The sequence below is a fragment of the Streptomyces sp. H27-C3 genome (assembly GCF_030063415.1).
Taxonomy (GTDB): Bacteria; Actinomycetota; Actinomycetes; order Streptomycetales; family Streptomycetaceae; genus Streptomyces.
In genome coordinates, this window is sequence record NZ_JASITA010000008.1 from 225,835 (window position 1) to 237,455 (window position 11,621).

The window sequence follows — 11,621 nt, forward strand, 5'->3', positions numbered from 1 at the left end:
CCCGGAGCCACCACGGCGCCGGGCCCGGAACCGTGCGATCAGCCTGAGAGCCGCACCGGCATGATCAGGTACTTGTACGCCTCGTCCGCCTCGGCATCCATGGCCGGCTTGCCGCTGAGCAGCGCGGGTTTGGTGGACGTCGTGAAGGAGAGCTGGGCGACCGGCGAGTCGATCGCGCTCAGGCCGTCCAGCAGGAACGTCGGGTTGAACGCGATCGAGATGTCGTCGCCGTCGAGGTTGGCGTCGACCCGCTCCACAGCCTGTGCGTCGTCGCTCGATCCCGCTTCCAGGATCAGCACGCCCTGCTCGAAGCTGAGCCGCACCGGCGTGTTCCGCTCGGCGACCAGGGCCACACGCTTGACTGCCTCGACGAACGCGGGCGTCTCGATGATCGCGATCGAGTTGAACTCGGTCGGGAAGAGCGTCCGGTACTTCGGCAGGTCGCCTTCGAGCAGTCGCGTGGTCGTACGCCGTCCCGCGCCCTCGAAGCCGATCAGGCCCTCACCGGCACCCGAGCCGGAGAGCGCGATGGTGACCGTGTCACCGCTGGTCAGCGACTTGGCGGTGTCCAGCAGCGTCTTCGCGGGCACCAGCGCGACGGCGGACGCCTCCGGGTCCTCCGGCTTCCACATGAACTCGCGGACCGCGAAGCGGTAGCGGTCGGTGGAGGCCAGGGTGACCCTGTCGCCCTCAATCTCGATGCGCACACCGGTGAGCACCGGCAGCGTGTCGTCACGACCGGCGGCGATGGCCACCTGGGCCGCGGCGGACGCGAAGACCTCACCGGGCACGGTGCCGGTGGCGGTCGGCATCTGCGGCAGCGCCGGGTACTCCTCGACGGGGAGGGTGTGCAGCGTGAATCGCGAGGATCCACAGACCACCGTCGCCCGTACACCGTCGGTGGAAATCTCCACCGGCCGGTTGGGAAGGGCGCGGCAGATGTCGGCGAGCAGCCGGCCGGAGACGAGAACGATCCCGTCCTCCTCGACGTCGGCGTCCACCGAGACCCGTGCCGAGACCTCGTAGTCGAAACCAGAGAGGCTCAGAGCGCCCTCCTCGGCCTTCAGCAGAAGGCCCGCGAGGACGGGCACCGGCGGACGGGCCGGAAGGCTGCGAGCCGTCCAGGCCACTGCCTCCGCAAGTACATCGCGCTCCACCCGGATCTTCACCGGAACCGCCTCCTGCTGTTGCTGGCTCGTCGCCCTGCTGGCCGTCTTTGTCTGGCTGTGTTGCCGGGGACCAGTCTGACCTACGGCACCGACAGTCGGTGCTGCATGGGGTCAAGTCGCGATGAGAGCCGCTGGAGGCTCCGGGCCCGAGTTGTGCACAGGCCCTTCTTCCAAGCTATTTCTCAGCTAACTCTAGGTGGGAGTAGTAGTAGGGCCTGTGGAAACCGTGGATAACCCCGTTTTCGCAGGTCAGACCCACTTTTTTGTCCACCGACCCTGTGGGCGGCGACGGTGGACAACTTGGGCTTCCTGTGGACGCCCGAAAGTTCTGCACAGTCGATGCACAGGCTGGGGGCAGTTCTCCCCAGCGCCGTCCCCAGCTTTACCCAGGTTCCCCACAGCCCAACCGACCCCCTTGGTGTGACCGCTTTCACTCGACCTGGTGACGCCGGGCGTTTCGTTGCCGAACAGTGGACAGGGGTGTGGAGAAGCTGTGCAAAACGTGGCTCCGCCTGTGGGCCGCCGGTGGACAACGGTGATCTTCGCCTGTGGACAGAAAAACTATCCACAGGCTGTGGAGGAAGGTTGACCACAAATCCACAGGCAGTTGACCTGGGGTGATGAAGTCTCAGCTATCGGGCCTGTGGACTCAATCTGGACAACTTCGTAGTCCCCAGGGTGTGGACGGAACATCCTGCCCTGATCTGTGGAGAACCGGGCCTCCGGGGGCCTTATTCGAACACCGAGGACGTCGGAGGCGTTGACGGGACGACTCCGGGAGGCCCCGGGAAGGCTTCTCAGCACTCCGAAGCGTCCCCAGAACCTCCCCGGAACGCGCCCAGCGGGCCCTCAGGAGGTCCGCAGGAGGTCTCGGAAGGCCCGCCCAGCGGGCCCTCAGGAGGTCCGCAGGAGGTCTCGGAAGGCCCTCACAACGCTGAAGGGCGCCCCGGGAGTTCGTCCAGGGGCGCCCTTCAGCTGCTTTCTCAGGTATCCGCTTCGGCGTGTCAGGCGTTCTTGATGCGGTTCGTGAGCTCGGTGACCTGGTTGTAGATGGAGCGCCGCTCGGCCATCAGCGCGCGGATCTTGCGGTCGGCGTGCATCACGGTCGTATGGTCGCGACCGCCGAACTGCGCGCCGATCTTGGGCAGTGAGAGGTCCGTCAGCTCACGGCACAGATACATCGCGATCTGCCGGGCCGTCACCAGCACACGACTGCGCGAGGAGCCGCAGAGATCCTCCACCGTCAGCCCGAAGTAGTCCGCGGTCGCCGCCATGATGGCGCTCGCGGTGATCTCGGGCGAGGCGTCCTCGCCGCCCGGGATCAGATCCTTCAGCACGATCTCGGTCAGCCCGAGGTCCACCGGCTGCCGGTTGAGCGACGCGAACGCCGTGACCCGGATCAGCGCGCCCTCCAGCTCGCGGATATTGCGCGAGATGCGGGACGCGATGAACTCCAGGACCTCCGGAGGAGCGTTGAGCTGCTCCTGCACCGCCTTCTTGCGGAGGATCGCGATACGCGTCTCCAGCTCGGGCGGCTGTACGTCGGTGGTCAGGCCCCACTCGAAGCGGTTGCGCAGCCGGTCCTCCAGAGTGACCAGCTGCTTGGGCGGACGGTCCGAGGACAGCACGATCTGCTTGTTCGCGTTGTGCAGCGTATTGAAGGTGTGGAAGAACTCCTCCTGCGTCGACTCCTTGCTCGCGAGGAACTGGATGTCGTCGACGAGCAGGATGTCCACGTCGCGGTAGCGCTTGCGGAACGCGTCGCCCTTGCCGTCACGGATCGAGTTGATGAACTCGTTGGTGAACTCCTCGGAGCTCACATAGCGCACCCGGGTGCCGGGATAGAGGCTGCGCGCGTAGTGCCCGATGGCGTGCAGTAGGTGCGTCTTGCCCAGTCCCGACTCTCCGTAGATGAAGAGAGGGTTGTACGCCTTCGCCGGCGCCTCGGCGACGGCGACCGCTGCGGCGTGCGCGAAGCGGTTGGACGAGCCGATGACGAAGGTGTCGAAGAGGTACTTCGGGTTGAGGCGGGCCTGCGGCTCGCCGGGGCCCGGCGCCGACGACGGCTGCGCGGCCAGCGGCCCGGGGATACCGCCGACCCCGCGGTGCTGGATCGACTGGTCCTGGTGGTCCCGGCGCTCGTGACGCGGCGGCTGGTCGTAGTGCGGCTGGTCGTACTGCTGGCGCTCGGGTGCCTGCGGACGGTAATCGTGCTGCGGGGGGCGCGAGGCGTACGGGTCGCGCTCCTGGAAGCCGCCGAGCCGGGGCTGCTGCCAGCCGTGGTCCTCCTGGGGGCGGGGCCAGGCGCCCGGCTGCTCGTGCCGGGGCTGGCGGTAGTCGGGGTAAGCGGGCCTGGCGGTCGGGAGGTCGTCGTCGGACTGCCGGTGCCCGTAGCTGTCGTACTGCTCGTGCTGGGACTGCTGCTCGTCGTGCGGCGGGCCCTGGTAGCGGGACTGCTGCTGCATGGGCGGGGCCAGCGACGGGGAGGGATCCCCCGCCGAGTCGTCGACGGTGATCGCGATCCGGATCGGACGGCCGCACTCGCGGCTCAGCGTCTCGCTGATCAGTGGGGCGAGCCGTCCCTCAAGGACACGCTTGCCCCATTCATTGGGGACGGCGAGCAGGGCGGTATCGGCCACCAGGGCGAGCGGCTGGCAACGCTCGATCCACTGCTTGTCCTTGGGTTCGATGCCCTGCTGCCCCTCTCCGAGGAGATGCTCCAGCACTCGTGGCCACACTGCGGCAAGATCGGCAGGTACATCAGCCACAGGGCACGCTCTCTCACAGGTCCCACGAAGGTGTGGTTCTTGGGACGGGATGGGAAGGACTGCCAGTAAAGGAATCCAAGTTCAGCCACGGTAGTCGGGGCGTGTCGCGCGGTTCAAGTTGTTGTCCACAGGCTGTGCATAGTGGACCCTGGCGAGGAGCCGGTTTGACCGGATGGCGTAGCCGCGCGTACCGTGACCAGGTCGAGTTGTCGATGGCTGCTGCCGCCTGCCTCCGATGGGCAATGATCACGATCTGTGGTCGTGAAGCGGTGCATACGGGCGTTGCGAGTTCCTCGTGGGCGCACGGTGACAGCCAGGCGATGTCCCGCCGTTACCACGATCATTTCTGGAGCCCCCGAGTGAGCAAGCGCACCTTCCAGCCGAACAACCGTCGTCGTGCCAAGACCCACGGCTTCCGTCTGCGCATGCGTACCCGCGCCGGCCGCGCCATTCTGGCGACGCGCCGTGGCAAGGGCCGCACCCGCCTGTCCGCCTGATTCTCGTAAACAGGTCATGACGTGCTGCCTACCGAGAATCGGCTGAGGCGGCGCGAGGACTTCGCAACCGCGGTACGCCGAGGTCGCCGGGCCGGTCGCCCGCTCCTCGTCGTCCATCTTCGCAATAGCGGTTCAACGGACCCGCACGCGTCTGGGGAGAGCGTTCCCCAGACGCGTGCGGGTTTCGTCGTGAGCAAAGCTGTGGGCAACGCTGTCGTGCGCAACGTGGTGAAGCGGAGGCTTCGCCACCTCGTCCGCGACCGCTTGTCCGAGCTGCCCCCCGGTAGCCTGGTTGTTGTACGGGCATTGCCCGGAGCAGGTGATGCCGACCATGCACAGCTGGCCCGAGACCTGGATGCCGCCTTTCAGCGGTTGCTGGGAGGGGGCGCGCGATGAAGTACGCACTGCTGGCTTTGATCAAGCTGTACCAGTGGACGATCAGTCCGTTGCTCGGGCCCGTGTGCCGTTACTACCCGTCGTGTTCCCACTACGGATTCGCGGCCATCGACCGACATGGCGCGGTGAAGGGCACGGCCCTGACCGCCTGGCGCATTCTGCGGTGCAATCCGTGGTCGCCCGGCGGTGTGGACCATGTCCCCCCGCGTAAACGTCCGCGTTGGCATGAAGCGCTGCGCAAGGCGTGGAGCGGCAACCGCGACAGCAAGGGCGGGCAGTACTCCGCCGCTGGAGTGCCTTCTCGGGGGCCGGCCACCGAAACCCCGAGCCCGGCCGCAGAGACCTCGCCCAATGCTCAAGGAGCCTGATTAGTGGACACGATCGCCAGTCTGTTCAGCTTTATCACCACACCTGTTTCGTGGGTCATCGTTCAGTTCCACACGATGTACGGGGCGGTGTTCGGACCTGACACGGGCTGGGCCTGGGGTCTGTCCATCGTGTCCCTCGTGGTCCTCATCCGGATCTGTCTGATCCCGCTGTTCGTCAAGCAGATCAAGTCGACGCGCGGCATGCAGGCGCTGCAGCCCGAGATGAAGAAGATCCAGGAGCGCTACAAGAACGACAAGCAGCGTCAGTCCGAAGAGATGATGAAGCTGTACAAGGAGACGGGCACCAACCCGCTCTCCTCGTGCCTTCCCATCCTGGCGCAGTCGCCGTTCTTCTTCGCCCTTTACCACGTGCTCTCGAGCATCGCCTCGGGCAAGAACATCGGCGTCATCAACGACTCACTGCTGGCGAGTGCGCGTGAGGCGCACATCTTCGGTGCCCCGCTGGCGTCCAAGTTCATGGACAGCACGGCGAAGGTGGCGGAGTTCAACGCCGAACTCACCGACGTCCGCATCGTCACCGCGATCATGATCGTCATGATGTCGGCGTCGCAGTTCTACACGCAGCGCCAGCTGATGACGAAGAACGTCGACCTCACGGTGAAGACGCCGTTCATGCAGCAGCAGAAGATGCTGATGTACGTCTTCCCGCTGATGTTCGCCGTCATGGGTATCAACTTCCCCGTCGGTGTCCTCGTCTACTGGCTGACCACCAACGTGTGGACCATGGGCCAGCAGATGTACGTGATCCACGGGAACCCGACCCCGGGCAGCAAGGCGCAGGGCCTCCTGCTGGACCGCATGCAGAAGTCGATCGCGAAGCACGGCAAGGTGACCACCCGCCGTCAGCGCAACGTCATCAAGGTGATCGAGGCCAAGGGCCGCGAGCGCAACGAGGCCGAGCGCAAGTTCGTCAAGGAACTGGGCCAGTCGCGGCTCACGCTTCAGCCCGACGGCAATGTAGTCAAGGGCGACCCGGTTCTTGAGGCGGAGGAAGCGGAAGACACTCCGAAGCGGCAGCAGCCCAAGCGTCTGACCAAGGCACAGCGCCAGGCAGCCACCGCTGAAGCCGCGGCGAAGCCCTCGCTGGCGAAGCCCTCGCTCAAGAAGGACGAGCCGGAGGACGAAAAGCCCAAGCAGGCCGGCAAGACCCCTCCCGCCTCCGCACGCCAAGCCAAGTCCGGGCAGCGCAAGGGCCAGCAGCGCCCCAAGCACCCGTCCAAGAAGTAATAAGGAGTCCATCCCGTGACGGAAGGCACCATCTCCGCGGCCACCAAGGGTGACGCCACCCTGACCCGCCTCGAGCAGGAAGGCGAGATCGCCGCCGACTATCTCGAGGGTCTGCTCGACATCGCCGACCTCGACGGCGACATCGACATGGACGTCGAGGCCGATCGGGCCGCGGTCTCGATCATCAGCGACGCGCACAGCCGTGATCTCCAGAAGCTCGTGGGTCGCGACGGTGAGGTGCTGGAGGCGCTTCAGGAGCTGACTCGCCTCGCCGTGCATCGGGAGACCGGGGACCGCAGCCGGCTGATGCTGGACATCAGCGGGTTCCGGGCCAAGAAGCGCGAGGAGCTCGCGGCGCTGGGTGCCAAGACCGCGGACGAGGTCAAGGCCGCCGGTGAGCCGGTGAAGCTGGACCCGATGACGCCCTTCGAGCGCAAGGTCGTGCACGACGCGATCGCGGCCGCGGGTCTGCGCAGCGAGTCCGAGGGCGAGGAGCCGGAGCGCTTCGTCGTCGTTCTCCCGGCCTGACCGGTCCATCGCCCTTCGGCCCCGTCTGTTCGCAGGCGGGGCCGATCTTTGTCAGCCTGGTAGCCGGCCCATCAGTCGGCCGGCCCATCAGTTCGGTAGCGCGGTACGGAAGGACGGTCCCCGTGACGGAGGAAGCAGAGCTTCCCCAGGCGCCTGAAGAGGCACGGGCGGTATTCGGCGAGTTCTATCCGGCTGCCGTCCGGTACGCGGAGCTTCTCGCGGACGCGGGGGTCACACGTGGCCTCATCGGTCCGCGTGAGGTGCCACGCCTCTGGGAGCGGCACCTGCTGAACTGTGCGGTGCTCTCCGAGGTTGTCCCCGAGGGCGTGACGGTCTGCGATGTGGGCTCGGGAGCCGGGCTGCCCGGCATCCCGCTGGCGCTGGTGCGCCCGGACTTGAAGATCACCCTGCTGGAGCCCCTGCTGCGACGTACGAACTTCCTCCAGGAAGTGGTCGAGCTGCTGGGGCTGGACCATGTGACGGTGGTGCGGGGGCGGGCTGAGGAAGTTCTCGGAACGCTGCCACCCGTCCATGTGGTGACGGCGCGCGCGGTAGCGCCGCTTGACCGGCTGGCGGGCTGGGGGGTTCCGCTGCTGCGGCCCTACGGCGAGATGCTGGCGCTCAAGGGCGACACCGCCGAAGAGGAGCTCAAGAGCACCCGCGCCGCCCTGAGCAAGCTCGGTGTGGTGAAGACCGAGGTGCTGCACGTCGGTGAGGGTGTGGTGGATCCGTTGGCCACGGTGGTGCGGGTGGAGGTTGGTGAGAGTCCCGGCGGCGTTCGGTTCGCGACGAAGCGCGCCAAGGCCGCGCGGACCAGTCGTACCCGTCGGCGCCGTTGATCTGTCCTATCTTTCAACAATGCGCCATACAAGCTGCCATACGTATGCATTTCGGAGTGTCGTGAGGGCGTAGAGGCTTCGCCGGTGCATCGTGTTTCACGTGAAACGTCGCTCTCTGCTGCATGGAATCATCAGCCGCGGTCGCGCGGCTGCCGCGCCGCGCGACCGCAAGCCCGGGAGGGTTGTGGGGTTGTCCACAAACGTGGATCCCTCCACAGAAGAACGGGCCTCGCTGGTTCACGACCCCGAAAGCATGGCAGGCTCTGTGCATTGCGAGCCTGAAGTCGAGGAGAGTGAATCGTTGCGGTCCGACGCCAACATCGCGGGACCGATGACCGATCCGGTCCCCGGTCCCCGTACCGAGTCGACAGAGGAGGATGTTTCACGTGAAACGCCGCCCCTGATGGACAACACCCCCATTGGTCACGCTGCCCAATTGGCGGTGGAAGCTCTCGGCCGTGCCGGTGCGGGTCTGCCTCGCCCCGAGCAGACCCGCATCATGGTGGTCGCCAACCAGAAGGGCGGCGTCGGAAAGACCACGACCACGGTCAACCTCGCTGCTTCGCTTGCGCTGCATGGCGCGCGGGTCCTGGTCATCGACCTTGATCCGCAGGGCAACGCTTCCACGGCGCTGGGGATCGATCACCACGCCGAGGTCCCCTCGATCTATGACGTCCTGGTGGAGGGCAGGCCACTCTCCGAAGTGGTCCTGCCGGTAGCGGACGTCGAGGGCCTCTTCTGTGCCCCAGCCACCATCGATCTCGCCGGTGCGGAGATCGAGCTGGTGTCGCTGGTGGCGCGGGAGAGCCGACTGCAGCGGGCGATCCAGGCGTACGAGCAGCCGTTGGACTACATCCTCATCGACTGCCCGCCGTCGCTGGGCCTGCTGACGGTCAATGCCATGGTCGCCGGCGCAGAGGTGCTCATCCCGATTCAGTGTGAGTACTACGCGCTCGAAGGCCTGGGTCAGCTTCTGCGCAACGTCGACCTGGTTCGGGGTCATCTCAACCCCGACCTGCATGTGTCGACGATCCTGTTGACCATGTACGACGGTAGGACCCGGCTCGCCTCTCAGGTGGCCGACGAAGTGCGTACCCACTTCGCCAAAGAGGTACTCAGGACGAGCATCCCGCGCTCCGTGCGGATCTCGGAGGCCCCGAGCTATGGGCAGACCGTGCTCACCTATGACCCGGGCTCCAGCGGATCGCTGTCGTATCTCGAAGCGGCCCGTGAGATCGCATTTCGCGGTGTCGGAGTGCACTACGACCCGCAGCACGCCCACTCGGGCAGCCAGAACAGTCAGCAGAGCATGTCGGAGGGGATCCAGTGAGTGAGCGACGTAGAGGGTTGGGGCGTGGGCTTGGTGCGCTGATCCCTGCCGCTTCGCAGGAGAAGCCGGGTTCGCCCGTCGGGTCGGCCTCGACATCGCCGGGGGCAGTGCCGGTGCTGACCGCGGAACGAGGGGTGGCGGCCGCGAAGGTCACCTCGCTTCCTGCGAGCTCCGTTTCACGTGAAACGGAGCATGCGAGGGCATCCGAGCCGGAGAAAGTGGAGCCCGAGCAGGTCGAGGGTGTCTATTTCGCCGAGCTGCTGCTGGATTCCATCAAGCCCAACTCCCGCCAGCCGCGTGAGGTGTTCGACGGCGACGCGCTTGCGGAGCTGGTGACCTCCATCAAGGAGGTGGGCCTGCTTCAGCCGGTGGTCGTGCGCCATGTCGGCCCCGAACGCTATGAGCTCATCATGGGCGAGCGTCGGTGGCGGGCGTGCCGTGAAGCGGGTCTGGAGAGGATCCCGGCGATCGTCCGGGCCACGGACGACGAGAAGCTCCTTCTCGACGCGCTCTTGGAGAACCTGCACCGGGCGCAGCTGAATCCGTTGGAAGAGGCCGCGGCCTACGACCAGTTGCTCAAGGACTTCAACTGCACGCACGACCAGCTGGCGGACCGGATCGGGCGCTCGCGCCCGCAGGTCTCGAACACACTGCGGCTGCTCAGGCTTTCGCCGTCGGTGCAGCGCAGGGTTGCCGCCGGGGTGCTGTCCGCCGGACATGCGCGGGCGCTCCTCGCGGTGGAGGACTCCGAGGAGCAGGACCGGCTGGCGCACCGCATTGTCGCGGAGGGTCTTTCCGTGCGGTCCATCGAGGAGATCGTGAACCTCATGAGCTCTCGTCCCGAGAGCACCCCCAAGGCGAAGGGCCCGCGTGCGGGTGCCCGGCTGTCGCCGGCTCTCTCCGGTCTCGCATCCCGGCTCTCGGACCGCTTCGAGACGCGGGTGAAGGTCGACTTGGGCCAGAAGAAGGGCAAAATCGTCGTCGAGTTCGCGTCGATGGACGATCTGGAGCGGATTTTGGGGACGCTCGCTCCTGGCGAGGGACGGGTCCTGGAGAAGCGGCTTGCTGAGGATGACTCGGAGGACGGCGAGAGCTGACCCCCGGCCAACTCTCTCAGGGCGGCCCGTGTCCGGCATTCCAGGACACGGCCCGCCCTTTGCTCTCTCACGGTATCCGTGCGATCGCTGGGTGGATACGATGCGTTCTGGTATGGCGCATCCACCTTGATTGACGTCAGAGGGAGGGCGGGGCCATGCGATCGGTGAGCCGCAGCCAACTGGTTGGAGCAGGGCTGAGTCTCGGGGCGGTCGGCGGGTTCGTTGGCAGCTTGCTGAGGGAACGAGGTCTGCTGACGGCCGCCCGTGACGCGGCGGGCGAGGGAAGTGAGGAATACCCTTCATGGGGCGTCGGCTCGTACCGCTCACGCTGGACAATCTTCCGGATCTCCCCCAGCGCTGTCGTTCCTGCGTCTTCTGGGAACTTGATCCGGTCAGTGGAGAAGCAGCGGTAGAGGCTGGCACGCCCGAACTGGAGAAGGAAGCCTGGATCTCGGCTGTCCTGCTGGAGTGGGGTTCCTGTGGCCGGGTCGTCTATGTCGACGACGTCGCAGTGGGCTATGTGCTGTACGCGCCGCCTGCGTATGTGCCGCGTTCCACGGCATTCCCCACCAGCCCCGTCTCCCCGGACGCGGTGCAGCTGATCACGGCCTGGATCATGCCCGGTTATCAGGGGCAGGGCTTGGGGCGCGTGATGGTCCAGACGATGGCCAAGGACTTGCTGCGACGGGGATTCAAAGCCATTGAGGCATTCGGCAATGCCCGCTGGACCGAGCCTGCCTGTGTGCTTCCTGCGGACCATCTGCTGGCGGTCGGCTTCAAGACCGTGCGCCCGCATCCTGTGCATCCCCGGTTGAGGCTGGAGCTGCGGACGACGCTTTCCTGGAAGGAAGACGTCGAACTCGCGCTCGACAGGCTCCTGGGAGCGGTCCAGAAAGAGCCGGCGCTGAGGCCGCTGTAAGGGTAGAAACATGTGTGGCCCATCCCCGACGTGGATGGGCCACACATGTTTCACGTGAAACAGAAGTCGGCGGTCAGGCCTTGGTGGCTTCTTCGCCAATGAAGTCCGCGAGGTCACGGACGATCGCGGCCTTCGGCTTGGCACCGACGATGGTCTTGGCGACCTCGCCGTTCTGGTAGACGTTCAGCGTGGGGATGGACATCACGCCGTACTTGGCGGCGGTGGCCGGGTTCTCGTCGATGTTCAGCTTGACGACCTCGATCTGGTCGCCGTGCTCCTCCGCGATCGCCACGAGCGACGGGGCGATCTGGCGGCACGGACCGCACCAGGCAGCCCAGAAGTCCACCAGTACGGGCTTGTCGCTCTTCAGGACGTCCTCTTCGAAGGAGGCGTCGGTCACGTTCTTCAAGGCGCCGGCCACGGCGGCCTCCTTAACTTCTCAATGGGGGTGGGGTGGGGTGG

The 11,621-nt window shown here is 66.2% G+C and carries 12 protein-coding genes; 9 read left to right on the forward strand and 3 right to left on the reverse strand.

Annotated features, from left to right (window positions below; genetic code table 11):
• Positions 1-38 precede the first annotated feature (38 nt).
• Positions 39-1,169: a DNA polymerase III subunit beta gene (dnaN, locus tag QMK30_RS10745; protein ID WP_283517128.1), complete on the reverse strand. Its 1,131-nt coding sequence runs from the start codon at positions 1,167-1,169 to the stop codon at positions 39-41.
• A gap of 1,004 nt (positions 1,170-2,173) precedes the next feature.
• On the reverse strand, positions 2,174-3,937 hold the full coding sequence (gene dnaA, locus QMK30_RS10750; RefSeq protein WP_283517130.1) for a chromosomal replication initiator protein DnaA: 1,764 nt from the start codon (positions 3,935-3,937) through the stop codon (positions 2,174-2,176).
• A gap of 359 nt (positions 3,938-4,296) precedes the next feature.
• Here dnaA and rpmH point away from each other — a divergent pair, with 359 nt between their 5' ends.
• The 9 genes from rpmH (at position 4,297) to QMK30_RS10795 (ending at position 11,159) form a co-directional block, all read left to right on the forward strand.
• Positions 4,297-4,434 (forward strand): 50S ribosomal protein L34, encoded by a 138-nt coding sequence (gene rpmH / locus QMK30_RS10755; protein WP_078606731.1) that lies wholly within the window; start codon positions 4,297-4,299, stop codon positions 4,432-4,434.
• A 21-nt stretch (positions 4,435-4,455) separates the two neighbouring features.
• Complete coding sequence (rnpA, locus tag QMK30_RS10760) at positions 4,456-4,830, forward strand: ribonuclease P protein component (RefSeq protein WP_283517133.1); 375 nt, start codon at positions 4,456-4,458, stop codon at positions 4,828-4,830.
• Positions 4,827-5,198 carry a membrane protein insertion efficiency factor YidD gene (yidD, locus tag QMK30_RS10765; RefSeq protein WP_283517135.1) on the forward strand — a complete coding sequence of 124 codons (372 nt, stop codon included), beginning with the start codon at positions 4,827-4,829 and terminating at the stop codon, positions 5,196-5,198. Before rnpA ends, yidD begins: the two co-directional genes overlap by 4 nt.
• A gap of 3 nt (positions 5,199-5,201) precedes the next feature.
• Positions 5,202-6,446 carry a membrane protein insertase YidC gene (gene yidC, locus QMK30_RS10770; protein ID WP_283517137.1) on the forward strand — a complete coding sequence of 415 codons (1,245 nt, stop codon included), beginning with the start codon at positions 5,202-5,204 and terminating at the stop codon, positions 6,444-6,446.
• 15 nt (positions 6,447-6,461) lie between these two features.
• Positions 6,462-6,974 (forward strand): Jag family protein, encoded by a 513-nt coding sequence (locus tag QMK30_RS10775; protein ID WP_283517138.1) that lies wholly within the window; start codon positions 6,462-6,464, stop codon positions 6,972-6,974.
• 122 nt (positions 6,975-7,096) lie between these two features.
• On the forward strand, positions 7,097-7,813 hold the full coding sequence (gene rsmG / locus QMK30_RS10780; protein WP_283517139.1) for a 16S rRNA (guanine(527)-N(7))-methyltransferase RsmG: 717 nt from the start codon (positions 7,097-7,099) through the stop codon (positions 7,811-7,813).
• A 253-nt stretch (positions 7,814-8,066) separates the two neighbouring features.
• Positions 8,067-9,143, forward strand: coding sequence for a ParA family protein (locus tag QMK30_RS10785; RefSeq protein WP_283517164.1), 1,077 nt, complete (start codon positions 8,067-8,069; stop codon positions 9,141-9,143).
• Positions 9,140-10,240 carry a ParB/RepB/Spo0J family partition protein gene (locus QMK30_RS10790; RefSeq protein ID WP_283517141.1) on the forward strand — a complete coding sequence of 367 codons (1,101 nt, stop codon included), beginning with the start codon at positions 9,140-9,142 and terminating at the stop codon, positions 10,238-10,240. The genes QMK30_RS10785 and QMK30_RS10790 overlap by 4 nt, the downstream gene beginning before the upstream one ends.
• 301 nt (positions 10,241-10,541) lie before the next feature.
• A complete protein-coding gene (locus QMK30_RS10795) occupies positions 10,542-11,159 on the forward strand; it encodes a GNAT family N-acetyltransferase (protein WP_283517143.1) in 618 nt (205 codons plus the stop codon).
• 73 nt (positions 11,160-11,232) lie between these two features.
• Here the strand turns inward: QMK30_RS10795 and trxA are convergent, their stop codons facing one another.
• Complete coding sequence (trxA, locus tag QMK30_RS10800) at positions 11,233-11,580, reverse strand: thioredoxin (RefSeq protein WP_283517144.1); 348 nt, start codon at positions 11,578-11,580, stop codon at positions 11,233-11,235.
• Positions 11,581-11,621: the final 41 nt, after the last annotated feature.